The following is a 24,222-nucleotide window of genomic DNA, read 5'->3' as shown; positions in this document are numbered from 1 at the left end:
AAAGAAAACAGAGGAGCTGTTTAAATGAAATGTGCCATTTTTGATATGGACGGAACATTGATTAATTCTGAAAAGAAATATTTTGCTTGTTGGCAAAATTTGATGCAGCATGAAGGTTATGACTTAACAACCGATTTCTATCGAACTGTTTTAGGTAGTCCTATCAACGAAATTAAACCATTGTTTCTTAAAGAATATGGGAGCGCTTTTCCTTTTGACGCTTTGCTGGAGCAAGTACTTCAAGTGCGAGAAAATTACGTGAATAACGCACATTTTGAATTGAATTGCGGAACAGCTGAATTTTTACAAGCTTGTCGCCAAGCTGAAATTACTTGCGGATTAGCAACCTCCTCCTCACAAACAGAAGCACAGCTGATTTTAGAAGCCTTAGATATTTGGGATTATTTCGACTTTACTGCTTTTGGAAGTGAAGTGTTAAAAGGTAAACCAGATCCAGAAATTTTTCACTTAGCAGCTGCACGTTCAGGCCATCCTAAATCCGATATTATTGTATTCGAAGATTCCACAAACGGCGTTCTTTCAGCTTCAGCAGCTGGTCTGAAGGTTTATCATCTGAATGACTTTATCCCGATTGCAGAAGAAATAGAAATTCTCCCTTTAGCTAGCTATCAAGATTTTACAGAAATTATGACAGCTTGCCAAAACCACCCAGCTTTACTTACAACTATTTAGCATTTCACACTTTAGGTATAATTAACTTAAATAAATTATAAGGATATTCACCTTATGAGCAAACTTTCTCTTTTTAAGGTACAATAAAAAAGAGAGAAAACGAGCGAAAGTGAGGATGGAAAAGTGTTAACAGAAGAACGCAGAGCCAAAATACTTAATAAAATTGAAGAAAACCAGTTCATTTCGGTTAATGAGTTAGCAAAGATATTTGCAGTTCACGAGACAACTATTCGCCGTGACCTAGATGAATTGGAAGAACAGGGATTAGTTTCACGCATTCATGGAGGTGTTGTCCCCGTAAGTATCAAGCGCGATGAACCAGATTTTGAAGATCGAGAAACTGAATGTATCAATGAAAAAATTCGTATTGGCGCTTATGCTGCTAAGATGGTAAAGGATTGCGAGTGTATCATTTTAGATTCCGGAACAACTACACTGCAAATTGCTAAGGCATTAAACGAGAGTACTCACTATCAAGCACTAACTGTTGTAACAAACGATTTGAATATCGCCTCCGTCTTACGACAAAACCGTCGAATTACAACCATTGTAACAGGGGGAACTCTTTTCCATGACAGCTTTATGCTAAATGGCCAGATTACTAATGAAACGCTGGAAAAGCTGGATGTGGACAAGGTTTTTGTAGCTACGCCAGCCTTAAACATTGAAAAAGGACTAACCCACTTCAATGAACTGTTGGTTCCCGCGAAAACAAACATGATAAAGGCTGCGAAAACGCATATTGTTGTAACCGACCATACTAAAATCGGACATCGAGCATTGTATACCTTTTTGCCGATTAATCAAATGGATGTTCTAGTAACTGACCAAGGTCTTGAACCAGCCTTGGAAGAACAATTACGTACTAACGGATTAAGAGAGATTGTGAAAGTATAAAAAACTAGAATTCGCCTTAATGCTGTAGCTGGCGAGTTCTAGTTTTTTGGTTACTTTTTTTATCCCGTTAAACTATGGATACCAATTAATCCCTGCTTTTTTTGCTTGGCCAAATAGTTGTCGATAATTTAACTGATACTTTTGCCCGTCTTTAACAAAATGAGTGCCACATTGTCGAAATTCAAAGGCTGTTTGATGTTCTATACATTCTTCTCTTAGATTTAAAATCCACTGATAGTCTAATGGTCTAGCATTTTGGTGATATTCACCACCGGCTACAACTAATTCTACATCAGAAAGATGGTCGGTTAAGCTAACCGGACCTATTAATGGTTGACAAGCAATGCTTTTATGCTTGATTGGTAAGGTTTGAAAGTAGCTAAGTCGTTGATCGGCCATTTGTTGATTTTCTACTGAAACACCAATGTTTACATTGTCATAGCCTTCGCCCCAATCTGCTGGTATCACCTCTTCAAAACGTTGGATTCGTTTAGTCAAAAAGAAAAAATCCAGATCAGAACGTTCTTTCATCATTTTCCAGCAATCTTTCCGCCAAGCATCGGCAGCCTCGATGAAAAAGTCGCTGGAGAAACAAACAAAGACTTGCTGATTTGCTTTCATCTTATACTTTCCTTGCTTTGTTTTCTTAATTGGTGCATCAAACTGTGCAGTTTGTTCAATTATACTGGTATCTTGTTTGCGCTTTTTGTCTCCTTCATGAATGAAGCAATGACGACACCCCTCACTTACTCGGTGACAACCACGCCATGGATTCCATATGGCCACTGCTACTCTCCCCCTTCCTTCAAGATTTCCATATCCTGTATTTCAAATTCATTCGATCCTGGTTGGGTCTTTTTATAATTCCAACAAGTAATCGCCTCTGACAACTTCCTGCCTTTATTTGCTGCAAAGAATGAGCGAATGTAGGCATTGTATTCGAATTGCTGAGCAATTTGAGTAGGCTTTGCTTTCTTTTGCGCCAAAATTTCTTGATAGGCGGTTACTGCTTCCTCGTATGTTTTGCCAGCATTTTGCTTCAGCCATTTTTGAAACAGGACATTGAAGGAAAACTGTGGACCAATTTGCTCTTTAAAAAAAGCACGATGGATTTCTGAGCAAACGATATTTTCTTCGATTTGCTCTGATAAACGAATGGCTGTCCGAGTATTTTTTTTAGAAAAGCGTTGAACCGTCTGCCTTTCTCCTGTCGTTAAATAATGAGCAATTCGGTCCGTTAGTTCCTGCTTGCTGCCAGTAGTTTGCAAATGTTCTTGACGACAAAAACTGATTAAGTCTTCTTTTAAATAGTAATAGTGTCGAAATTGCTTTTCTGTCAGCTGCTTTGATAGTTTTTGTATAGTCATTTTCTTCCCCCGTTGTTCTAATTATACCACAAAAAGAACATTTGTTCTCTTTTTCGTTGAGTTTCTTTCGCTAGCAATTCCTTGTTATTCTCTTATGGTTTTAATTTTTTTTGTTATATTGACGAATTACAAGCCTATTTAAAAGCTTTTAAGCTCAAAATGTCTTATACTGTGCATACCTTAACATTCATGAGAGGAAGTCTAATTTATGAAGAAAAATATTAGTAGAGACGAGGTCAGTAAATTATTAGTTACAGACCCTTATTTTGAAAAAAAACATTTTGGGTTGAAAATAGTTCAATCGTCAGTCGCTATTGTAGGATGGATGTTAGTTGTCCTTCCATTTGTTTGGGTATTATCCCCACTTTTTTTGGGAGATTTAGCTCACAAGCTCAATCTTTTTACTTATGTTGAAGAGATCCAAACCCTTGTTTTCTTAATGATTTTTCTATCAATTGCTTTTTTGGTAATTCTTATTTTTTCAATTATTTTGACTATCTGGAATAATTATCGCTTTAGACATTTATTGCAAAAAAAAGAGATGTATGATGCCAAACGTGTTAAAAAACGGCAACAATTATTGAGTGATGACTTTGAAAAGCGTTTTGGTCCCAAGGAAGAACGTGAAGCCGCTTGTTATTATTTGGTAAAGGAAGAACAAAATTTAGACACTCATTATGTTCAAGACCTTTATAAGAAAGGGGATGTTGATTTATGATCACCCTGATCCAAACAGGCCACCCTGTTTTAGATGCTTTTTTAACGGTTATTTTTCTTATTTTAATCACTTATCCGATTATTGGCAGTTTTTATTGGTTTATCGGTGTATTCTGTTACGGTCTGTTGTTTAAATATCGTCAAAAAGACTGGGATGTTATTCCAACAGAAGTAGAACCCTTTGTGACCATCATGGTTCCTGCTCATAATGAAGAAATCGTGATTGAGAAAACGATTGATTACTTAATGACAAAAATAAATTATGAGAATTATGAAGTATTGGTGACTGACGATGGTTCCACCGATCAGACTCCAGAGATATTAGCTGAGCTCCAAAAAAAGTATTCTACTTTGCGTGTAATACGAATTGAAAAAAATAAAGGAAAAGCGCATGCTTTCAACATTGGCTTAGGCTTTGCCAAAGGTAAGTTGATTTTGAGCAATGATGCAGATACAGTACCTGAACCGGATGCATTGAATCGTTATGTGAATTACTTCTTGAGGCCTGATGCTACTAACATTGCTGCTGTAACTGCTAATATGGATGTACAAAATCGCTCTCGACTAATTGCTAAATCTCAAACGGTTGAATTTTCTAGTATCGTTGGTATTATCAAGCGGACGCAAATTGGCGTTTTAGGCGGGATTTATGCTTACAGCGGTGCCAATACTATGTATCGAAAGGATGCTTTAATCGATGTTGGTTTATTTAGACAAGATCGAGCTACTGAGGACATTAGTATTGCCTGGGATCACCAAATGGATGGTTGGTTGTCGTTGTTTGCACCACAAATTATGTTTTTCATGGAAGTCCCTGAGAATCTTCGGATGCTTTATCGACAACGGAAACGTTGGGCTAAAGGTGGAACTGAAGTATGGTTGACGAACTTCAAAAAAGTATTTTTGCATCCACTTAAAAATATTGGTCGGACGATCATGTTTGTTGATCAATCCCTTAGCATTGTTTGGTCCTTCTTTTTCTGGATCTCAAGTATTCTTTTTGTCCTTTTGCTTATCCACTTCCTGCTTGAAGGAAATACTGAGCGGATTTACCACATGTTCACAATGGCTTTTGTTTTTGTTTGTTTCGAAATGCTCTCGGGTACCTTCCAATTGCTGGCCTCATTGATCGCAGATGATGGCAGCCGCAAGTTGAAGTACTTATTTTTCGCCCCTTTATACATGCTCTTTTACTGGATGATGAACGCTCTAACAATTATTACTACCTTTATCCCTGCTGTAAAATCTATTTTAGGGTTCGGATCGGGGACTTGGAAAAGTCCAGAAAGGCAAAAAAGGCCCGCGAAGGAAAATTAGATGAGGCTTTAAAGAGTAGTCTGACAGCAGCAACTTCTTTGGTAAGAGTAAATAATTTTTGATCAGTTCATTTATCCCCGCTTATCATTATGATATAATTTAACAAACATGAAGGTTGTAAAGGGGATTTTTTATGAATAAGGAAGAAATTTTCAATTTTTTAAATGAAAAAGACTTTTGGCATGAGATTACTGAGCATAAAGCTGTTTACAATATGGAAGAGCTTAGCGAAGTTGATTTACCTTATCCAGAAGCGGATGCTAAAAATCTTTTTGTTCGTGATGATAAGAAAAAAAACTTTTATATTATTAGCGTTCAAGGAAATAAGCGCGTGGATCTAAAAGAATTTCGAGCGAAAAATGGAACCCGTCGACTATCTTTTGCTTCAGAAACTGATCTGATGAATGTAATGGGCTTAATTCCAGGAGCAGTGTCGCCTTTTGGCATGTTAAATGATTCCGATTGTATGGTTCAATTCTTTATTGATGAAGATTTCTTAAAGGAACCAGGTCTGATCGGTGTACATCCTAATGACAATACGGCAACTGTTTGGGTAAAAACAGAAGACTTGATTGCTATCATTAAAGAGCGTGGCAACCAGGTTCACGTTACACAAATTTAATTCGCAAGTACTGCTGTGACTTCAAGGTCACAGCTTTTTTATTTGGAAAGATATGCACTGACTACATAGATTATCAAAAAAGACTCTTAGTACTAAATAATTATACGACACGCTCACTTCTTTCAGCGTTTTCTAATAATCGGACTTTAGTCCTATAGTCGGCTTATACTATGTCATGTATAGTATAAGGTATAGAAAGGTGATGCACATGAATAGCCAATTAAAAAAAGGGCTGATTGAATACTGTGTTTTGGCTGCACTAGCTCATCAAGACTCTTACGGCTATGAAATTGTCAAGCAGATCAATCACCAAATTGAGATTACTGAATCCACCCTCTATCCGATTTTGAAGCGTTTAGAAACGAGTAAGCGAGTAACTACCTACTCGAAAATTCACAATGGCCGGCTGCGAAAATACTACCAGCTGACTGATGAAGGACAAAACAGTATCCAACAGTTTTTAAACGATTGGAAACAGGTAGAAGCTATCCACCAATACATTAAAGGAAGTGTCAAAAATGCAGCGAGTTGAATTTATTAAGGAATTGAGCAATTATCTAGCCTATGAGGTACGTCCAAGTGAAGTACAACGGCTAATCGAGTATTACGACGAAATGATTATGGATTTAATTGAAGATGGGTATACTGAAGAAGAAGCAGTCGCGAAAATGGGCGATCCACAAGCCTTGGCTTACGAGGCCGCAGGTATTCCACAGGAAATCAAAGTGCCTAAACGCTTTAGTCCTCTAATTTTATTGTTATTGATTTTAGGATTTCCACTTTGGGGTAGTCTGGCTCTTGCCGCATTCTGTGTGGTACTAAGCTTTTATATTGTGATCTGGTGTATCCCCTTCACCTTTGCATGTTTGGGAGGCGGACTTTTGTTAGGTGGTTTAATCGCTACGTTGACTAGTCCATTGGCAATCATGAATGTTTTCTTCATCGGCGTAACTCAGCTAGGTGTGGGTATGCTGCTCTTTGGAATAGGAATGTTCTTCCTTTGGGCAACTTACAAATGTAGTGCCTTCTTCATCAATGGTCACCGCTGGATGACCCGCAAAATTCGTCAATCCGTATTCCAAAGAAAGGTGGTAAGCGTATGAGATCAAAATATTTAATTCCTAAAATCGCCAGCTGGCTGATGCTCTTTGGATTGATTATCTCTATCATTGGTTTTACTTTATCCGGATTTTCTTTAAACCGTTATGCCCAACATGAGCGTCGTTGGTTTAATGTTGTGAGTATCTATAATGAATAGAATATGATTGATGCTTAAATTTTGACTTCAATGAAAAAAGGAATGGATTGCGACGATTTCCCAAGTGTAAGTTTTCTTAGACTAACAATGGAGAATCCGCTGCAATCCCTTCCTTTTTTGCCTCGATAATTAAATTCTGGCTTTTTCCAGCACACTCATTACTTCCAGACTATGACGCATCTGCTGATTGGCAAATACCACATCATGCTGATCAATTGCTTTAGCAAACCGCTGGAATTCCTCATACATTCGATGAGGATGGACATTCTGTTTTAGAACGTGCTGTTCGCCGTTGCTCAGTTTTACTGACCCTAAAGGCAGAGAATTGGTTGGGCCATTAATCATCAACTCCCCGTTTTCTCCTTGAATTCGAACGTAGCTTTCGCCATCCATATCCTTTGAGCCTACACAAACTGCTTTGGCCTGTCCATAGTCCATCACGATTACTCCAGACGTATCCACTGCTCGCTGATAATTAGGAAAATACCTTGCGATTCGCGGAGTCCCTAATAACCCCACTACAAGATGCAAATTATAAATATTTATATCCATTAAGGCGCCACCACCAGCAGCTGGATCGAAGGCCAAGGGAAGCTCCCCTTGCTTGAAAGCGTCATAACGAGAAGAATATTGTGAATAGTTGCAGGAAACCATATGAATAGGAGCAATCTTTTCAATAAAATCCTGCATTCGCCGAAAATTACCTAAGTATTGATTGGTAATTGCCTCAAATAGTAGTAAGTCTTTTTTCTTAGCTAAATTGTGCAAAGTCTCTAGCTCGTGCAAATGCAAAGTAAAGGGCTTTTCACAAATGACATGCTTGCCCGCATCCAACGCATCATAAGCATATTGAAAATGTAGATGATTAGGCAATGCCACATAAACGGTATCAAAATCCCCCGCTCGTAAAAAATCCTGATAGTCAGTAAAAACTGCACCAATCCCATACTCAGCCTGCAGTTCTTTCGTTTTAGCTAAGCTGCGTTCTGAAGACAAAATTGCCGAAAGTTCAATTTGCGGCAGATCAGGCGTAATAGTCAAGAAATCCTTTACGATCATACCTGCCCCAGCGATTCCTAATTTCATCTCTTTTCCTCCTAGTGGTCTGCCAGCATTTTAGCAATTCCTGTTTCTAAAATTTCCATTTGCAGAATAGTTTCTTCATCCTTCACAATTTTTTCCTTGCCATGAATAATCGCCTGATAAACACCTTCATAAATCCGGCTGTAATCCCCTACTTCTGAGACAACTTTTTCTTCGTGATAATTCTTTTCATTATCCAAATAGGTTAACACACCATAATGTTCAGGAAGATCAATCCCGAAGTCTGCATGATCTGGCATATAAAATACTTTCAAATGCTCTTCCTGGCGATCTTTGGTTTGCTTCACAAAGGATCCTTTTTTACCATAAATCACAAAACTTGGGCGTTCCTTTAAACGGAAATAGCTGGATTTTACCGATACTTTCAGCTTGCCGTAGTAAAAGTCTAAATCAAAGTAATCGTTCATCCGATCGTCACCTAACAACTGACGTACATCGTAATGAATATGATCCGGTTCGCCAAAATAGCTTAGAACTTGATCAATCGTGTGACAGCCATGACCGTACAAATAACTGTCCTCTCGTGAAAAATGTTCTGCGCTCTCAGGTATCTCTGGACGAAAATAATCATAATGCATTTCCACTTCAAGTAAATCTCCCAGCTTACCGCTTTCAATCACTTTTTGAACCGTTAAGAAATCTGAATCGAATCGCCGATTTTGATAGCATTGCAAGAACAGTTCTTTTTCTTTGGCTAAAGCAAACAGCTCCTTAGCTTCATCTGAAGTTTCGGTAAAAGGCTTTTCCAATAAAACATTCTTCCCAGCATTTAAAGTCTTTTTCGCATACTCATAATGAAATTTTACTGGTGTTGTAATAACCACTAGTTGAATTTCTTCGTCTGTCAAGATATCATCTAAATCAGTGGTATAATGAGTGCCATCAAGGGGTGTCCAAGCTTGACGTCCAGAAGGAGAAAAAATAGTTTTTACGTTGATTTTGTCTCCTAGCTTGGTAGAAAATGGTAAGTGGTAACGGTTCGTACTTTTTCCATTACCTAAATATGCAATAGTTAACAAGTTATCAGTCCTCTTTCTTTTATTGATAAACTAATTATAACTACTTCTCAAAACAATTACATTTAAAGGCACGACTTAGCAACTGATGTTCACACTTTTGTCTATCTAGAGCTAAACAATGAACATGATGTTCACGAAGAACCCACTAGAAAGGAATTTGTCTCATGCTTGTTATCGAACGGTTGAAGCAACAAGAAAACTTTAGTCTGGCAGAAAAACGTATTGCAGAATACATACTGGGGAACTTGGCAGATATCCCCACTATTTTTATTCAAGACTTAGCCGAAAAAACCTTTTCCTCCCACTCTACAATTGTTCGTCTGGCTCAAAAGTTGGGATACTCCGGTTTTCGCCAATTCAAAGATGCACTTGCAGAAGTGGTATATGCTCAGCTTCACTCAGCTGAAGAGGTTAATGCTAATTTTCCTTTTCATCACTTAGATACACCCGCAGAAATTGCTAAAAAAATGGCCGACCTAACAATTAGTACCGTCCGCCGTTCTCTAATTCAACTAGACGAAGCCGTGCTAAAAGCCTCTGTAGATACCTTGATGAATGCTGACCGGATTTTTCTTTATGCTCGAGGAGACACACAAATGCGCGCACGCAGCTTCCAAAACAAATTAATTAAAATTAACAAATTTGCTATTCAGGCTGAGGAATATGCCGACACCGAATGGACTGCTGTGGGTATAACTGAAAAAGATTGTGCCTTTTTCCTATCCTATAGCGGAATTGTTCAGCCTTATAACAAAATCATGCACTATCTTCATGAAAAAGGAGTCCCGATCATTTTGCTAACAGGCAATCCTGATTCTCCGATGGTCCCTTTTGCCACACATTTGCTGCTAACTATGCAAGAAGAATATGATTTTGCTAAAATTGCGACCTTTTCTTCGCAAACTGCCTTTGAGTATGTTTTGAACACAATATATTCAATCATGTATACTAAAGACTATGAAACAAACCTGCGCAATTTAAAAGAGAACCAGCAGCTAATGCAAACTGGTCTGTTAGCAGATCACGAATGAGAAATAGAATCCTTTAGCGATTGATTCATAATTGCTAAAGGATTTTTCAACTATTTTTTAAAATCATCGCTTCTTTTCAAGGCTAAATCTCTCACCGTTTTTAAAGATAAATCGGTGTATTCTGCTACCTTTTCCAATAAAAGCCCGCTTGCTAACAAATTGGAGGCAATCTCTCTCGCCCTCAATTCACTGCCATTACGATAGCCTTTTTCCTCTGCCTTTTGCTCCTTATTAGACAATCTCCCCTTCCTCACAAGTAAGCCATCTTCAATCGCTAGGGTTAACGTCTTCTCCTCTTCACTTAGATTAGAAAAATCAACTAGCCTTTGCGCCTCTTTCAAATATTCAGGGGCTCCATCTTCAACTTCCCCTGTTCTAAAAAATTGCTGCCAATAGTAAATCGGACGATTCTTTAGAAGATTGCGGTTTTTCAAACTAAAATAGCAAAGCGTAAACAGCTCTTCTCCTTCCTCGACTTCAACAAGTTCATACGTATCCAGATCAACCAAACCTAAATAACGAACAGCCGGACTAAAACGATCAAACAATGCGTCGTTTCCTAGGCTAATTAAGTAAATCGCTTCAGAACTGTTTTTTCTACGAGTTATAGCGTCCCTTAGACCAAGGGGATACCATAATTCGTCCAGAGAATCCAACAAAGAAGGCGGTTTAAACTGTTCCTGGACTTGCAGCTCAATCTTCGCAGGTCGTCCAGTTCGGGTAGTCGCTAAAACCCCAATTTTTGTCACAGGCATCAGCTTATTTTGGTTCAGCCGTTGACGATACTCCTCGAAGCGGTAAGTCTCCAATGGAGTTAAATAGTAAAAATCCCGGTACAATACATCTTGCATAAAGGCTTTTAAAAGCGGCTCACTTCCCTCTGACGTAAACAGCTTGCGAAACAACAAATCATTAGTAGGCAATATTTTTCTCATAGCTTCTCTTCCTTTCGTTCCCAAGAGAAATTCTCCCTTAGACTTCTCAATAAAAAGGTACGCAAAAGAAAGCAAAACTGATGAATATAGTCGAAAAAAGGGAAATCCCATTGTTGTCACTAATAAGTTTTCAGATAAATTCGTTATTTTAATTATAGGTATAATAAACCTAATTGCAATGAACACTGTGGTTGAGGGATTTTTGGAAAATAGCAATGTTTCCAAATACCCCTCAATGTTTCCAAAGGTAAAATTTACTGTGCGAGTATATCAGCATTATTGTGTTTGGAATTGGAAACATTGTATCGTTTTTGGAAAGATTGACATTTTGTTTTTTTATTCTTATAGTATATCGTTTAGTCACCGGCCGGAATATTGGTTTTCGAAAAAACTGATCACGCTGATTGAATGAACCGCTAAACCATTTCTAGCCAAAAATTCATAGGCTAGAACTTTCAGATAATGAATAACGGTACCTATTCAAAAATCTGTAAAATCACACTTACGAAAAAACTAAAGGAGAAAAAAACTATGTTAAAATTAATAGTCGTATTTGAAGACGCTGCAGGCAAACCCCATCGCTGGAGCTACAATGAGCCCGATCCCAATAAAAGTCCTGAGGAAATCAGAGCATTATTAGAAGCGATGACCCAACTGAATCTATTTGAAAAGAATGGCGTTAAGCAATTCCAAAAAGTTGTTTCTGCAAAATTTGTCGAAACGATTAATACGCCACTTTTTGATGCATCAAAGCAACTACCAGAAACATCTATTGCTGATACAAACAATGTATTTGCAACCCAAATTAATTATGATGAAGTTTCGACAAACCAAACAGAACCTGTTGAAGCAATCTATGAATTACCATCAAATAAGGACACAAAAGACCCCGATACCGTACTAAAACAGTCGAAGGAACTGGAGAACGTGATCAACCGGTCAGCAACGAATGATGCACAAATTCAAAGGCCTGTGAATCAGAAAAAAGCTCAAGTGGATCGTGTGCGAGCCTATCACGAAGCGAGAAAGAAGAAAAAAGGCAAAAAGAAACGAAGCTAGATTGCATTTCTAGCTTCGGGTATCCATATAGAGATGAGTAATTTTTGAAAAAGCTATGCGCGCAGCTTCTTCAAAAATTAAATAAAATTGAGCATTCAGCTTTATTTCTTTTGAAAGCCCTCAGCCAACAGTTCAACGGTTTCTGCTAAACGTGGTCCTGGTAATGCATTCTCAAGACTCATAGAAACAATCCGGTTTTTTTTGACTGCTTCTAATTGAGAGAGCGCTGGGTCAGCCTTAATTGCTGCAATTTTTTCATCGAGAGACGGCTGATCATAATCATGAACCAGGATCACCTCTGGTTGACGTTCAAGAACTTCTTCGCTACTAACAGTAATCCAATCTTTTTCCTTTTGATCCTCAAATAGATTGATTCCGCCAGCTGCTTCGATCAAACGAGACTCATAATTACTGCCACTTGCTGTGAAGATTCCGCTGTCGCCACTGTCATACACCAAAACCTTAACTGGTTCATTAGGTGACTTATCTGCCACCGTTTGAAGCCGATCTTTTTGCTTTTGAATAAAGCTTTCAGCTTGCTCTTCTACTTGAAAGATGGTTCCGATATCGGTGATTTCCTGATACACCTCATCAATTGTTTTTGCACTGTTTTGATAAACAGTCATGCCATTTTCGGACAATTCATCTAAGGAAAGACCTTCAGACCCAAATTCCCAATCAATACCGTAAATGAAATCTGCCCCACTGGATAAAACAGCTTCTCGAGTCGCTGAGCCATGGGTTAGTTCAGGAATTTTTTCATAGTCTTCCTTGTATTCTGGCAAGGGTCCGCGACTATGGTTGTTTAACGTGTTGCCAATAACTTTGTCTGCCAATCCCAGTTGACAAAAGAGCTCTGTCGTATTAGGACCCATAGTAATTACACTTTCCGGGACTTTATTTATCTGAATCGTGCGATCGTAATTCTTGATTGTTTGCTGGTTTTCATCAGCGGTTGTTTGGTTAGCATTGGAGTCACTGCAGCCAGAAATGGTCAGCAGCAACAAAAAGCCGAGCACAAGCTTTTTCACAAAATTCCTCCTTATATCTGACCTGCCAGCAGGTAATTTTTTGGTAAATAAGTAATTATTGGCCGTTGTATAACCGGATGTAGTTGAATCTCAGCATTGACTTGAAAAACCTCATAGAGCATTTTTTGCGTTATCACTTCAGCAGGTGTACCACTTTCCAGAATTTCTCCTGCCTCCATCACATACAAATAATCACAATACATAGCGGCAATATTCAAATCATGTATGGCCGAAACTACCGTCAACGGCAACCGATTTAACAATTCAAAAATCTCCAGCTGATAATGAATATCTAAATGGTTTGTCGGTTCGTCTAATATCAGCAAATCAGTATTCTGGGCCAAAGCACGCGCAATCAACGCACGCTGCTTCTCTCCGCCTGATAAATGCTGGAAATTCCGTTGAGCTAGATGAGTAATGCCTAACTGTTCCAAAGCTTTGGCTACTAGCTGTGCATCTTCGGCTGTTTCGTTGTCAAAGAATTTTTTCGCAGGATAGCGTCCCATTTGAACAATTTCCTCCACTCGAAAATCAAAGGGCAAATCATTTTCCTGTCCGACAGCTGCCATTTTCTGAGCACTTTCTTTGTACGACATGACCTTTAAAGGCCGATCATCGAGATGAATTTCCCCACTGTCTGGCTTTAAAGCACGATAGATGGTCTTCAGCAACGTTGACTTCCCACTACCGTTCGGTCCAATGATCCCTACAAACTGTTGATGATGCGCCTCCAAAGATAAATTGCTTACTACAGTTTGTTTCTCATAGCTACAGTGCAAGTTTTTAACATGTAATTCCATCGCAGCCTCCTAGTGTTTTCGATTCCTCTTCAACAGTAAAATGAAAAAAGGTCCTCCTAAAATTGAGGTTAAAATGCCCAGCGGCAATTCTTCTGGTGCCAACACGGTCCGAGCCAAAACATCTGTCCATACCACCAAAATTCCACCAATCAAACTAGCCACTGGTAATACCTTACGATGATCACCGCCGACTAGCAATCGAGCAAAATGAGGACAAATCAAACCAATAAAGCCAATCGTTCCACTTACAGCAATGGTTGTCCCTGCTAAAAGCGAGGTAACAATTAACAGCATTTTTTGAAACATTCTTACTGAAATTCCTAGCGTTGCAGCGGTTTCCTCTCCCATTACCATCAAATTCAATAAACGGTAATTTAAAGTTAAGAACGTACCACAACCTAGCATCATTATGGTAGGCAGACCTAGAAAACTCCATTTCGTATTGGCTAAGCTGCCTGACATCCAAAATTCAGCATTGTGAAGACCTAACGCATTCGGAGCGCTCAAAACGATTACTTTTGTGATTCCTTGAAAAATCATAGCCACCACCACTCCAGAAAGCAGCAATTGCGTAATCACCAGCTTATTTTGAACACGGCTTAATGTATACACTAGTAGTAAAGAAAATGCTGCACCTAAAAATGCTGATAAGGATAAAGAGTAGCTGCCTAGAAAACCGAACACCCCAAAAAGCATCCCTAACGTTCCAAACAACTCTGCCCCCGAGGATACTCCCAGCAAAAAAGGATCAGCCAACTGATTACGAACCAATGCCTGCATGGCAACCCCCGCAATTGCTAACGCTGCCCCCACGACAAAGCCCAGCAAGACTCGCGGAAGTCTTAGATTCCAAATGATATTTTGCTGCAGCAATGTACCACTGGCTGGGTGCAGTCCTCTAGTTAGACGATTAAGAACGACATCTAAAGTAACGTTGGCTGGTACATTGACTGCACCCAAGCCTGTAGCCAGGATCATTGAAGTGATAGCAAAAAAAGCGAGCACCAGCAGTAAAGGTTTTAACCGTGGGCGGCGACGAATACCGGCTTTAAACCAAGCAACAGAGCGAGGAATATCAAAACGATGGAGCATCAACACTCACTTCCTTACCAACAATTTTTCAACAATTAAAATAAACCAGACAGCTATTACAAATGAGAACGTTAAGACCGGCAAACCGAAAACACCCAATACCGCTGGTAAAGCGAAATCAAGACAAACGGTTATAACTCCGCCAGTCAGAAACAGCACACTAGTTACTCGCGAGTTTTGTTTGACTAAAAATAAATCCAAAGCTAAAAATGTCAAAATACTATTATAACTGTATAAACCTAAAGATAATGTATCCAGGTTACCACCTAGAAGATACGCTCCAGCTAAACTAAGAACAATGGCTCCAATTGTCAAAGCTCCCCAGCGAACATTGGCAATAAAAATGGCCGTTAAAATTAATAAGGAACTGATGCCATTATTTAACAGGAAAATCTCTCCGACACCCTTGATAAAAATATCAGGAAAGATCAGCGACCCTTCACTAGAAATGGCCTGTGGCAATTGTGCAATACGACTGGTAGTTATCCAACGGCTACTGAAGCTAAGCAGCAGGAAAAACCAAGTGATTAAAATAAAGGGGAAGGTTAAGCCAGGCAGTCCCTGCTGCCCAAATAAGTAATTAATGACTAAAGTCGCAAAAATACAGAGAGCACTGCCGATTAAAGTAATTGGCCAAGCTGCCACTCCTCCTACAAAGGTGCCTGCGGCTATTCCTATTAAAACCGGACTAAATCCCATCAAGCCGCTTTCGATCTGAGCTTGATCAACTTTAAGTAAATGAGCAGTCACATTAGCGACTAAGCATCCGCACAAAGCCAAGGCTGCCAACTGCAAATCCGCTACTACTAGTGCTAAGAAAATCATGGCACCACTAATTGGATGCTCAATTAGCATCACTTGGGAAAAACTGGGTAAAATGCCCTTTAACCATGTAGTTTTCGTTTCTTCGGTCATTTCCATCCTCAAATCCCTCCTAATACTTCCGTGTATGCAGCAGTCTATTTTGACTAAAAGCCACATTATAATGCTGGTAGCACTTCTGAATTAATTGCTCTAATTCCTGCGTATCATTTCCTAAAGCCCTCAGACTATATCCGTTAATCGGTAACTGTGACAGTCCAACCTGCAGATCAGGATAAGCTTTTTGTAGTTCTTTATGCAGCTGAATAACGTAATCTTCATTAATTTCTGGATGGACCACCAGCAATGAAGCCACTTTTTTAAAGCCTTCCAACATGCCAGCACCTGCCAAATTTTGCTGCTGCGGCTGCAACAGCATTCGATCCATCATTACTAATCGTTTTTCCAAATAGATTCTCGTTAATAAATTGACCTCTCGATAAGTAAAGCCTCGCTCCGATGAATCCCAGCCCGGCGTAACAATTTCCGAAGCAAAATAACGAGCATCAGCTGCCAAATAAATGTTCTGTTCCTGATAATAAATACTATTTTCATAAGGAATAATAGGATCTGGCAGATTGATACATTCACCTCTTGGTCCTATTGTAATGTGATTAATCTGCCTCACTTGATCCTTGGGTGTCTGATAAACCTTGGTAGCAGATTGTGTCGTCAAATATAAACTTGCCTCTGAAGAAACATCTACCGTCAATGCATACCGATCACCATCCAAATAACCGCCACCAGGATTCAAAATAAAATAAGTCACCTGACCACTGTCGTCTAAGTATTGCGGGCGCATGACCTTCAACGCCCCTTGATAAAAAATATGTCCCGGTACTGTGCGGTCATCCCGCTGTTTTACCGCTAGCTCTAAAGTTCCTGTCATTGTTTCCATAGCTAAACTCCAATAAAGGCATGCTTTTTCACCCAAGCAACTACTTCATCAAGTCCTGTACCATCTTGTAAGTTAGTAAAAATAGTTGGTTTTTCTAACCGATATTGTTTGGCATCACTAGCCATAATGGATAAATCCGCATGTACAAATGGAGCTAAATCAATTTTATTTATGACAAATAGATCGGACTTAATCATCCCTTGACCGCCTTTACGAGGTATTTTTTCTCCCTGGGCCACGTCAATAATGTAAATCGACAGATCCACTAATTCTGGACTAAATGTGGCTGCCAAATTATCGCCGCCACTTTCCACGAAAATAACCTCCAAAGCTGGAAATCGCTCCTCCAGTTCTTCAATCGCCGCTGTATTCATTGAGGTGTCCTCACGAATAGCCGTATGAGGACATCCACCCGTTTCAACACCGATTATCCTAGCTGGATCAAGAATACCCATGTTAATTAAGTATTTTGCATCTTCTTTCGTATAAATATCGTTGGTGACAACCGCCATTTCCACCTCATCCTGCAGCTTGCGCACAATTTGTTCAATGAGAAAGGTTTTTCCAGCACCAACTGGTCCGCCCACTCCTATTTTGATTGTATCCATTGAGATCCTCCTAAAGTTTTCTACGACATGAAATTGCGAGCAAATAAAAATTCATGCTGCATTTGAGCAATTTCAATACCGGGGGCTGTCGCGCCAAAATGATCATTTGACAGGTTACAGATATTTTCTGTCATTTGGGGAATTTCCTGCGACAGCCTATAGATAATTTTTTGTCCAGCTACCTGGCCGATGGGCACTCCTCTTACCGCATTTTGGACCATGGCAATCGTCGTGTTCAGCAAATAGACCGACAACGTTTCAGTTACATCAGCCTGCGAACAGTAGGCTAACAAGCCAAATACAATCGCCGGATGTGGGGCCAGCTGCTGCTCCTTCAGCTGCAGCTGGTAATTGTTTAACAAGGCCTCTTCCATCAAGCTGTTTCCAATGTTTAAAAACTGCTGCCCCATCTTTTTATTGGCTTGACGCATTTCGCTAGGTAGAAGCAACGAATTCAGCTCACGATTGATTTCCAGAACATCCGTAAGACTCTCTCGCTCTAAAGCTTCAAAAGATTTACGAATAGCTAATCCATCAGTAGAAAGAACCTGATGAGTGAGAAACTGCCTTAACCAGGCTTCGAAGGCCTCAGCATCTTTAATTCGTTCCTGATGCAGATAAGTTTCAAAGCCATAGGAATGACTAAATGACCCAATGGGAAAATTAGAATCATTCATCTGAAATAAAAATAGATTAGTGATCATGGCTATGTCCTATATGACGAAACGGATGAGGCATTTTTATCTGCTTGCGCTCAAAGGAAACTTCCTTGTGCCCCAGCAAATGCTCAATCAAATAATCATATTGCACCACCATCGTGTCGTCGATAAACTGCGCAGGCAAATGACGGTTTCCTAGTTCATGAGCAATCACGCCCATTTCATGAATTGAAGTTGGCTTGATGACTAGCACATCCTCAGGTAATACATCCACTATCACCAAGGTATCGTCTGTCTCTGCCAGAATATCCCCCACATGTAAATGCTTGCCTGGAGATAGACGAACACTAATCTCTCCATTTTTAGCAGTGTTTAGATGGTGTACTCGTTTTGCCAGGGCCTCATTTTCTATTGACACCCAATCTTGGGTTTTATTTTCTGCTGCGGGGTAGCTATTAATATTGCCGATGATTTCTTTTACGATCATTAAATCACTCCTTAGAATAGGAAATATTTTTGGGCTAATGGTAAGACTTCTGCTGCTTCACTGGTTACCATTTGTCCATCCACTGTTACTTCATAGGTTTGCGGATCAACGGTAATTTCCGGTGTTTCACCATTGAATTTCATGTCTTTTTTCGTTAATTTGCGAACACCTTTAACTGGCAGAGTGTCTTTTTTAAGTTGATATCTTTCTTTGACATTCTTGTCTTGTGCTGCTTGAGAGACAAAGGTAAAGGAGCTTTTCTCTAAAGCTGTACCTATGCTGCCAAACATTTCCCGATAGAAAACTGGCTGTGGTGTTGGAATGGATGCGTTAGGATCGCCCATTTGAGCGACTGTAATCATCCCGTTTTTCAAGATTTTGCTTGGTTTCACTCCGAAGAATGCTGGATCCCACAACACTAAATCGGCAATTTTACCTACTTCGATTGAGCCAACATACTCCGCAATTCCATGAGTAATTGCTGGATTGATTGTGTATTTGGCAATGTAACGTTTCACTCGGAAATTATCATTGCCTTGCTCATCTTCTGCCAGTGGTCCCCGCTGTTTTTTCATTTTGTCAGCGGTTTGCCAAGTCCGTGTCACCACTTCACCGACTCGCCCCATCGCCTGAGAATCTGAGCTCATCATACTGAAAATCCCCATGTCATGCAGTACATCTTCAGCAGCAATCGTTTCTTTACGAATCCGCGAATCGGCAAAGGCCAAATCCTCAGGAATATCCGGATTCAAATGATGACAAACCATCAACATATCTAAATGCTCGTCTACTGTGTTAACAGTGTAAGGCATTGTAGGATTGGTGGAAGATGGCAGCACATTGGGTTGACCGGCAATCTTAATGATGTCCGGCGCATGTCCCCCGCCTGCTCCTTCTGTGTGGTAGGTGTGAATGACCCGATCACCAAAGGCTTCAATCGTTCGTTCTACAAAACCGGTTTCGTTTAGCGTATCGGTGTGAATTGCCACTTGAACATCGTATTTGTCAGCTACCTCTAAAGAATGCTGAATCGCAGAGAAGGTGGTACCCCAATCTTCATGAATCTTCAAGCCAATCGCACCTGCTTCAATTTGTTCAGCTAATGGCGCTTCGATTGCCGCCTGTCCTTTTCCAAGAAATCCTAAATTGACTGGCAACCCGTCAGCAGCTTGCAGCATCCGTTCTAGATTCCAAGCACCTGGCGTAACTGTCGTGGCATTGGTTCCTTCTGCAGGACCGGTTCCACCTCCGATCATCGTCGTCACACCATTATGCAAAGCCGAATCCACTTGTTGTGGAGAAATAAAGTGAATATGAGTATCAATTCCGCCAGCTGTTAGAATTTTGTTTTCACCAGCTAGAATCTCTGTGGCAGCACCAATAGGGATATCGATGTTATCCATAATTAGCGGATTGCCAGCTTTCCCAATGGCTAAAATTTTACCATCCTTAATGGCCACATCTGCTTTAATTATTCCACTATAATCGACAATCGTCGCATTGGTGATAACTAAATCAGGTGCTCCGCCATCACGAGTAACTAACGGATCCATCCCCATCCCTTCACGAATGACCTTTCCGCCGCCAAACACTACTTCCTCTCCGTAGGTAGTGTGATCTTTTTCAATTTCAATAAACAAATCAGTATCCGCCAAGCGAACTTTATCTCCCACTGTCGGTCCGTATAATTCTGCATATTGTTTACGTGAGATTTCTAAACTCATTTAGTCCGCCTCCTTGTCCAATGGCCCATTGGTTTTTTCATTCAGACCATATACTTCTCGTTTACCAACTAAAGCTACCAGCTCGACCGTCTTTTCATCTTGTGGCTCAAAACGAACCGCCACTCCAGCTGGAATATTCAAACGAAAACCATATGAGGCCTCCCGATCAAAGCGCAGAGCACTGTTAACTTCAAAAAAATGATAATGAGAACCAATTTGCACTGGGCGATCCCCTGTATTGGTTACTGTAATTTGCTTAGTCTCACGGCCAAGATTGCATTGAATCGGTTCCGTACCGACAATAATTTCTCCAGGTTTCATCTGTTTCCTCCTTGAATTGCATTTTGAATGTAGTAAATGAATTGGATTATTAATAAAAAGAAGCCAACTTAACGAATCGGATTATGCACGGTGACTAATTTTGTTCCATCTGGAAATGTGGCTTCAACTTGAATATCGTGAATCATCTCGGGTATTCCCTCCATTACATCCTCTACCGATAAAATAGTGGCTCCATAAGTCATCAACTCAGCAACACTCTTCCCGTCACGAGCCCCCTCCATTACTTCATACGTAATTAAGGCAACAGCTTCTGGATGATTGAGTTTCAATCCCCGTTCTTTTCTACGTCGAGCCAAATCAGCGGCAACAACAATCATTAATTTTTCTTGTTCTCGGGCTACTAAATTCATTGCGTTCCTCCTTGGTAACAATTTTGGAAATATTCTGTAAATTTAAAATGAGTTTATCATTGAATTCTCATTTTATCTAGTATCCGCCGCTATGTAATGTTAAGTTTTATTACATATGTGATTAAATCAACTGTTAAACTTTCTTTGGAAGCAACGTTCACTATCATGGCTTGTCAGAAAAACCACATTTTCTAACAAACTGCGTAACAATTCCTTACATCTGCCAGTTAAACTCACAGTTAAAGCAAAAAAAGAAGCCGTCTCTTTAAGAAACGACTTCCACAATCACAAATTTATTCTGAAGAGAGTTTTAAGTTTTTTGTACTGACTGACTCGATAAAATGCTGATCATGTTCGATTACCAGCATCGTCGGACGAACCTGCAACAACAATTGAATAATTTGCTGCTGATTAAATACGTCCAAATAATTAAGCGGCTCGTCCCAAAAATAAAGATCCGCTGGTTGAGAGAGAGATTTTGCCAACTCAACCTTTTTCCGCTGCCCCATACTCATGTGTTCAATCCGGTTTTCGAAAACATTGCGCTCCATCCCCAGCTTATGCAGATTATTCAAAAACATTGGATAATCCAAGCCTTCTTGTACAGCAAATTCAGCTAAAGTCCCTTGATTATCTTCGTATTGTTGCCGAACATAACTGATGGTTAAGCCTTGAGCTATAAAAATTTCTCCAAAACACTCCCCCGAAAAGGTTCCCAGCAATGCCTGGATCAACGCACTTTTTCCACTGCCGTTCTTTCCGGTGATTGCCAAACACTCCCCACGGTTCAATTCAAAACGCACTTTTTCAAATAGCAAATGTTCGCCATAAGCTAAGCGTAAATCTTCCACCTGAACCAGCCGGCGATGATGTCCTGGTTGCCAATTCATTGAAAGTCCTTCAATGGTTTCAAAGTTCTTTAGCAGCTGTTCTTTTTCGCTAATTTGACTTTCCACTCGTTGTAAAATGGACTTGGAGCGTTTCATCATCCGTGCCGCGTCCGCTCCGATTGCCCCAGGACTGACTCGGCGGTATTCAGTGTCGATGAACCCTTTAGATTTATTCAGCTTATCCGTCTCCCGAGAAGCCGACCATGCTGCTTTCTCCCGAGCAGTTTTTTGCAAACGACTAATTTCTTTTTTTAATTTGAGATTTTGCGATTGTTCAAACGCATCCTGGCGCGCTTTTTGTTTTTCATAAGTAGAAAAATTTCCTTGATACAAGACAACTTGACTTTTTTCAATCGCTAAAATATGATCGACTGTTTCATCTAAGAATCGACGATCGTGACTAACTAAAATATACCCTTGTTTCTTTTTCCTTAAATAATCAGCGACCTGTTTACGACCTAAACTGTCTAAATGATTAGTGGGTTCATCAATCAAAGGAAAACGTCCCTCTTCCGTGAACAGTATAGCTAACAGCACCTTCGTCTGTTCTCCACCTGATAAGGTATAAAAAGGACGCCATAAAACATCCGGATCACACGCTAACAAGTTCAACTCACGTTCCAATTGCCAGAGTTCAAACTCACCTTGCTCCTGCAATGCGTGAAAGGTTAACTGGGTCGGATCAGCGACCTGTAAAGGGAAATAAACAAAATCCATCGTATGATTAATCGTTCCTTGGTAAGGCAGCTGATCCTGCAGCATTCTCAGCAAAGTTGTCTTTCCTCGTCCGTTACGTCCCACCAATCCCAGTTTCCATTGTTCATCGACAATCAACTGAACATCCTCAAACAAAAGTGTTCCTAATTGATCGTAACCGAACGTCACATGATTCATTGTAATATTACTCATCTGGATAACACCTCGCAGTGACCTCTTTCAGAAGCCAAAAAAACCGTCAGTCCTTTTCGACAACTGGCGGTTAAGCTGATCCATAATAAGAAACGTAAAAATTTGCAGCAAAAAAATGCAGCATTGTTCGTCTTAAAAAGGATTCCCTTATCTCTTCACCAATTGTACGAAAATCTGCACACTGCTCCCTTGGTCAATCCACGGTACAGTCTAAATGCAGCTTCTACTTATTTGGTGAAATTACGCATCGGGATCCCTCACTTTCTATACTATCACTATAACAAGAAAACGATTACAGGTCAAAATAATAAATGGCATGGTAAAGAGGCGATCAATCTAATGGAAAAAAAAGAAAAAGTTAGCTGGGAAAAGCTTCAGATAAATCTAAATATCGAAAGACAAAAAGGATTTATCAAGAGCATATTAAACTTATGACCTAAAATTCATCCAGCTGATTTAATAAATCTAGCAATAGAAGGTGAAATAGGTTCTCTTAATTAAAATGATAACTACCCTTAATCTCCCAAATTAAACCAAACTCTAAAAAGACTTTTAAAAACCTTTACCAAAAAGAAGAGTCTACTCCAAGAAACACGCTCAAAACAAGCACTTTAAAAGAACAATATTTGCAATGAAAATCCTCGTGCGAGTCCTGCTTCGAGTGTATATTCTTTGCTATTATTAAAAAAATAACTAGCTACAAATACCACCAAACAAGTTTAAGTCTTTTTAGAATCTTTTGAAAATTTTTAATGATCAGCGTATTCTCCCTATATAAAAAAACATGCATAGAAAATCCGCAAAAAAAGACATCCTTGACAGGATGTCTTTAACATAATTCTAAAAGTTACATTTGACGGTATTGCTCCATCTTTTCTTGGAAATACTCTTCCGTTTTCCCGTAGGTTGTATAGGTAATCGCATTTGCTCCTGCTTCAATAGTTGCTAATATTTGTTCATCCGTTCGTCCACCCGAAGCAATAATAGGAAATTCTGGAAACTGCTCTCTAATCCAGCGAACAAGATTAGTGGTTTCCTTGCCGCCAGCTACATTAAAAATATCCACTCCATTATCAATCATCTCTTGCAGATTTCTTTTGTCATTCACGACAGTGTAGATAATTGGAATGTCAACCGTTTCATTAACAATACGAATCGTGTCGAGATCACACGGACCATTTAGAACTACACCAAAAGCCCCATGTTCTTCCGCAAAAGACCCTAAGCGAGAAGAGCGGTTTCCTGAGGTTAAACCTCCACCAATACCTGCGAGAATTGGTACTTGAGAGACAGTAGAAACGGCGGACAAAATTCGAGTGTTGGGTGTCCACGGATACACTGCCAAGATAGCATCTGCATCATTATTGGCTATCACTGCTACATCCATTGAATAAATAATACTTTTAATCAGCTTGCCATAAATTTGAATACCAGAAGACTTTTGAATGACTTTCGGCATTTTGATAATGCTCTGTCTGAGCTCAGAATACAATTCAGGGACAAATTTATCAGTTTTTTTTTGTTCTTCCATAGGAGATTCCCCCAGTCATTT

The 24,222-nt window shown here is 39.7% G+C and carries 28 protein-coding genes; 10 read left to right on the top strand and 18 right to left on the bottom strand.

All coding sequences use genetic code 11. The features are described 5' to 3' along the window. Nucleotides 1-24: 24 nt before the first annotated feature. Nucleotides 25-693: an HAD family hydrolase gene (locus tag I588_RS01150; RefSeq protein WP_010757093.1), complete on the top strand. Its 669-nt coding sequence runs from the start codon at nt 25-27 to the stop codon at nt 691-693. A 123-nt stretch (nt 694-816) separates the two neighbouring features. Beyond that, entirely contained in the window at nt 817-1,590 is a 774-nt protein-coding gene (locus tag I588_RS01145) for a DeoR/GlpR family DNA-binding transcription regulator (RefSeq protein WP_010757092.1), read from the top strand. A gap of 72 nt (nt 1,591-1,662) precedes the next feature. On the opposite strand, the gene I588_RS01140 is transcribed toward I588_RS01145, so the two are convergent. Both I588_RS01140 and I588_RS01135 read right to left on the bottom strand, forming a co-directional pair. Beyond that, entirely contained in the window at nt 1,663-2,376 is a 714-nt protein-coding gene (locus tag I588_RS01140) for a DUF5131 family protein (protein ID WP_010757091.1), read from the bottom strand. 2 nt (nt 2,377-2,378) lie between these two features. Then, nucleotides 2,379-2,957, bottom strand: coding sequence for a DUF6434 domain-containing protein (locus tag I588_RS01135; protein WP_010757090.1), 579 nt, complete (start codon nt 2,955-2,957; stop codon nt 2,379-2,381). 208 nt (nt 2,958-3,165) lie between these two features. On the opposite strand from I588_RS01135, the gene I588_RS01130 reads away from it, so the two are divergent. From I588_RS01130 to I588_RS27535, 6 genes are all read left to right on the top strand, one after another. Then, nucleotides 3,166-3,675, top strand: a complete 510-nt coding sequence (locus tag I588_RS01130; protein ID WP_010757089.1) for a hypothetical protein — start codon at nt 3,166-3,168, stop codon at nt 3,673-3,675. After that, a complete protein-coding gene (locus tag I588_RS01125; RefSeq protein WP_010757088.1) occupies nt 3,672-4,991 on the top strand; it encodes a glycosyltransferase family 2 protein in 1,320 nt (439 codons plus the stop codon). The genes I588_RS01130 and I588_RS01125 overlap by 4 nt, the downstream gene beginning before the upstream one ends. Before the next feature lie 133 nt (nt 4,992-5,124). After that, complete coding sequence (locus tag I588_RS01120; RefSeq protein ID WP_010757087.1) at nt 5,125-5,613, top strand: prolyl-tRNA synthetase associated domain-containing protein; 489 nt, start codon at nt 5,125-5,127, stop codon at nt 5,611-5,613. Between the two features lie 208 nt (nt 5,614-5,821). Further along, nucleotides 5,822-6,145, top strand: coding sequence for a PadR family transcriptional regulator (locus I588_RS01115; RefSeq protein ID WP_010757086.1), 324 nt, complete (start codon nt 5,822-5,824; stop codon nt 6,143-6,145). Then, nucleotides 6,132-6,716, top strand: a complete 585-nt coding sequence (locus I588_RS01110; protein WP_010757085.1) for a DUF1700 domain-containing protein — start codon at nt 6,132-6,134, stop codon at nt 6,714-6,716. Before I588_RS01115 ends, I588_RS01110 begins: the two co-directional genes overlap by 14 nt. Further along, a complete protein-coding gene (locus I588_RS27535) occupies nt 6,713-6,871 on the top strand; it encodes a hypothetical protein (RefSeq protein ID WP_010757084.1) in 159 nt (52 codons plus the stop codon). Before I588_RS01110 ends, I588_RS27535 begins: the two co-directional genes overlap by 4 nt. A 129-nt stretch (nt 6,872-7,000) precedes the next feature. On the opposite strand, the gene I588_RS01105 is transcribed toward I588_RS27535, so the two are convergent. Both I588_RS01105 and I588_RS01100 read right to left on the bottom strand, forming a co-directional pair. Continuing rightward, nucleotides 7,001-7,957 carry a Gfo/Idh/MocA family protein gene (locus I588_RS01105; RefSeq protein ID WP_010757083.1) on the bottom strand — a complete coding sequence of 319 codons (957 nt, stop codon included), beginning with the start codon at nt 7,955-7,957 and terminating at the stop codon, nt 7,001-7,003. Nucleotides 7,958-7,968: 11 nt separating this feature from the next. Next, nucleotides 7,969-8,994 carry a Gfo/Idh/MocA family oxidoreductase gene (locus I588_RS01100; RefSeq protein ID WP_010757082.1) on the bottom strand — a complete coding sequence of 342 codons (1,026 nt, stop codon included), beginning with the start codon at nt 8,992-8,994 and terminating at the stop codon, nt 7,969-7,971. A gap of 164 nt (nt 8,995-9,158) precedes the next feature. Here I588_RS01100 and I588_RS01095 point away from each other — a divergent pair, with 164 nt between their 5' ends. Next, nucleotides 9,159-10,025, top strand: coding sequence for a MurR/RpiR family transcriptional regulator (locus I588_RS01095; protein WP_010757081.1), 867 nt, complete (start codon nt 9,159-9,161; stop codon nt 10,023-10,025). A 50-nt stretch (nt 10,026-10,075) separates the two neighbouring features. Here the strand turns inward: I588_RS01095 and I588_RS01090 are convergent, their stop codons facing one another. Continuing rightward, a complete protein-coding gene (locus I588_RS01090) occupies nt 10,076-10,960 on the bottom strand; it encodes a hypothetical protein (RefSeq protein WP_034693265.1) in 885 nt (294 codons plus the stop codon). A 531-nt stretch (nt 10,961-11,491) separates the two neighbouring features. Here I588_RS01090 and I588_RS26685 point away from each other — a divergent pair. Next, a complete protein-coding gene (locus I588_RS26685; RefSeq protein ID WP_010757079.1) occupies nt 11,492-12,019 on the top strand; it encodes a DUF2922 domain-containing protein in 528 nt (175 codons plus the stop codon). A 101-nt stretch (nt 12,020-12,120) separates the two neighbouring features. Here the strand turns inward: I588_RS26685 and I588_RS01080 are convergent, their stop codons facing one another. From I588_RS01080 to I588_RS01015, 13 genes are all read right to left on the bottom strand, one after another. Then, a complete protein-coding gene (locus tag I588_RS01080; protein WP_010757078.1) occupies nt 12,121-13,050 on the bottom strand; it encodes an ABC transporter substrate-binding protein in 930 nt (309 codons plus the stop codon). A gap of 11 nt (nt 13,051-13,061) precedes the next feature. Beyond that, entirely contained in the window at nt 13,062-13,850 is a 789-nt protein-coding gene (locus tag I588_RS01075; RefSeq protein ID WP_010757077.1) for an ABC transporter ATP-binding protein, read from the bottom strand. Between the two features lie 9 nt (nt 13,851-13,859). Further along, nucleotides 13,860-14,942, bottom strand: coding sequence for a FecCD family ABC transporter permease (locus I588_RS01070; protein ID WP_010757076.1), 1,083 nt, complete (start codon nt 14,940-14,942; stop codon nt 13,860-13,862). Between the two features lie 6 nt (nt 14,943-14,948). Further along, a complete protein-coding gene (locus I588_RS01065; RefSeq protein ID WP_010757075.1) occupies nt 14,949-15,863 on the bottom strand; it encodes an urea transporter in 915 nt (304 codons plus the stop codon). 13 nt (nt 15,864-15,876) lie between these two features. Beyond that, the gene (locus tag I588_RS01060; RefSeq protein ID WP_010757074.1) at nt 15,877-16,701 is read right to left on the bottom strand and encodes an urease accessory protein UreD; all 825 of its coding nucleotides are present in this window, start codon (nt 16,699-16,701) and stop codon (nt 15,877-15,879) included. Between the two features lie 2 nt (nt 16,702-16,703). Continuing rightward, nucleotides 16,704-17,315, bottom strand: coding sequence for an urease accessory protein UreG (ureG, locus tag I588_RS01055; RefSeq protein ID WP_211219392.1), 612 nt, complete (start codon nt 17,313-17,315; stop codon nt 16,704-16,706). A gap of 14 nt (nt 17,316-17,329) precedes the next feature. Continuing rightward, entirely contained in the window at nt 17,330-18,013 is a 684-nt protein-coding gene (locus I588_RS01050) for an urease accessory protein UreF (RefSeq protein ID WP_010757072.1), read from the bottom strand. Beyond that, complete coding sequence (locus tag I588_RS01045) at nt 18,003-18,455, bottom strand: urease accessory protein UreE (protein ID WP_010757071.1); 453 nt, start codon at nt 18,453-18,455, stop codon at nt 18,003-18,005. Before I588_RS01045 ends, I588_RS01050 begins: the two co-directional genes overlap by 11 nt. 11 nt (nt 18,456-18,466) lie before the next feature. Continuing rightward, nucleotides 18,467-20,179, bottom strand: a complete 1,713-nt coding sequence (gene ureC / locus I588_RS01040) for an urease subunit alpha (protein ID WP_010757070.1) — start codon at nt 20,177-20,179, stop codon at nt 18,467-18,469. Then, nucleotides 20,180-20,500: an urease subunit beta gene (locus tag I588_RS01035; protein WP_010757069.1), complete on the bottom strand. Its 321-nt coding sequence runs from the start codon at nt 20,498-20,500 to the stop codon at nt 20,180-20,182. Nucleotides 20,501-20,568: 68 nt separating this feature from the next. Beyond that, nucleotides 20,569-20,871: an urease subunit gamma gene (locus tag I588_RS01030; protein WP_010757068.1), complete on the bottom strand. Its 303-nt coding sequence runs from the start codon at nt 20,869-20,871 to the stop codon at nt 20,569-20,571. Between the two features lie 293 nt (nt 20,872-21,164). Continuing rightward, on the bottom strand, nt 21,165-22,670 hold the full coding sequence (gene abc-f, locus I588_RS01025; protein ID WP_010757067.1) for a ribosomal protection-like ABC-F family protein: 1,506 nt from the start codon (nt 22,668-22,670) through the stop codon (nt 21,165-21,167). Nucleotides 22,671-23,517: 847 nt separating this feature from the next. Beyond that, a complete protein-coding gene (locus I588_RS01015; RefSeq protein WP_010757066.1) occupies nt 23,518-24,201 on the bottom strand; it encodes a beta/alpha barrel domain-containing protein in 684 nt (227 codons plus the stop codon). Between the last annotated feature and the right edge of the window lie 21 nt (nt 24,202-24,222).

Origin of the sequence: Enterococcus pallens ATCC BAA-351, from assembly GCF_000407485.1 — a bacterium.
GTDB classification, from domain to species: Bacteria; Bacillota; Bacilli; order Lactobacillales; family Enterococcaceae; genus Enterococcus_A; species Enterococcus_A pallens.
This window is presented reverse-complemented; position numbering and strand designations above follow the sequence as displayed.

Bases quoted from the DNA above. Each gene is read 5' to 3' on its own strand.
- I588_RS01150 (WP_010757093.1), top strand. From the start codon at position 25: ATGAAATGTGCCATTTTTGATATGGACGGAACATTGATTAATTCTGAA.
- I588_RS01135 (WP_010757090.1), bottom strand. From the start codon at position 2,957: ATGACTATACAAAAACTATCAAAGCAGCTGACAGAAAAGCAATTTCGA.
- I588_RS01130 (WP_010757089.1), top strand. From the start codon at position 3,166: ATGAAGAAAAATATTAGTAGAGACGAGGTCAGTAAATTATTAGTTACA.
- I588_RS01125 (WP_010757088.1), top strand. From the start codon at position 3,672: ATGATCACCCTGATCCAAACAGGCCACCCTGTTTTAGATGCTTTTTTA.
- I588_RS01120 (WP_010757087.1), top strand. From the start codon at position 5,125: ATGAATAAGGAAGAAATTTTCAATTTTTTAAATGAAAAAGACTTTTGG.
- I588_RS01115 (WP_010757086.1), top strand. From the start codon at position 5,822: ATGAATAGCCAATTAAAAAAAGGGCTGATTGAATACTGTGTTTTGGCT.
- I588_RS01110 (WP_010757085.1), top strand. From the start codon at position 6,132: ATGCAGCGAGTTGAATTTATTAAGGAATTGAGCAATTATCTAGCCTAT.
- I588_RS27535 (WP_010757084.1), top strand. From the start codon at position 6,713: ATGAGATCAAAATATTTAATTCCTAAAATCGCCAGCTGGCTGATGCTC.
- I588_RS01105 (WP_010757083.1), bottom strand. From the start codon at position 7,957: ATGAAATTAGGAATCGCTGGGGCAGGTATGATCGTAAAGGATTTCTTG.
- I588_RS01095 (WP_010757081.1), top strand. From the start codon at position 9,159: ATGCTTGTTATCGAACGGTTGAAGCAACAAGAAAACTTTAGTCTGGCA.
- I588_RS01090 (WP_034693265.1), bottom strand. From the start codon at position 10,960: ATGAGAAAAATATTGCCTACTAATGATTTGTTGTTTCGCAAGCTGTTT.
- I588_RS26685 (WP_010757079.1), top strand. From the start codon at position 11,492: ATGTTAAAATTAATAGTCGTATTTGAAGACGCTGCAGGCAAACCCCAT.
- I588_RS01075 (WP_010757077.1), bottom strand. From the start codon at position 13,850: ATGGAATTACATGTTAAAAACTTGCACTGTAGCTATGAGAAACAAACT.
- I588_RS01070 (WP_010757076.1), bottom strand. From the start codon at position 14,942: ATGCTCCATCGTTTTGATATTCCTCGCTCTGTTGCTTGGTTTAAAGCC.
- I588_RS01065 (WP_010757075.1), bottom strand. From the start codon at position 15,863: ATGGAAATGACCGAAGAAACGAAAACTACATGGTTAAAGGGCATTTTA.
- I588_RS01060 (WP_010757074.1), bottom strand. From the start codon at position 16,701: ATGGAAACAATGACAGGAACTTTAGAGCTAGCGGTAAAACAGCGGGAT.
- I588_RS01050 (WP_010757072.1), bottom strand. From the start codon at position 18,013: ATGATCACTAATCTATTTTTATTTCAGATGAATGATTCTAATTTTCCC.
- I588_RS01045 (WP_010757071.1), bottom strand. From the start codon at position 18,455: ATGATCGTAAAAGAAATCATCGGCAATATTAATAGCTACCCCGCAGCA.
- ureC (WP_010757070.1), bottom strand. From the start codon at position 20,179: ATGAGTTTAGAAATCTCACGTAAACAATATGCAGAATTATACGGACCG.
- I588_RS01035 (WP_010757069.1), bottom strand. From the start codon at position 20,500: ATGAAACCTGGAGAAATTATTGTCGGTACGGAACCGATTCAATGCAAT.
- I588_RS01030 (WP_010757068.1), bottom strand. From the start codon at position 20,871: ATGAATTTAGTAGCCCGAGAACAAGAAAAATTAATGATTGTTGTTGCC.
- abc-f (WP_010757067.1), bottom strand. From the start codon at position 22,670: ATGAGTAATATTACAATGAATCATGTGACGTTCGGTTACGATCAATTA.
- I588_RS01015 (WP_010757066.1), bottom strand. From the start codon at position 24,201: ATGGAAGAACAAAAAAAAACTGATAAATTTGTCCCTGAATTGTATTCT.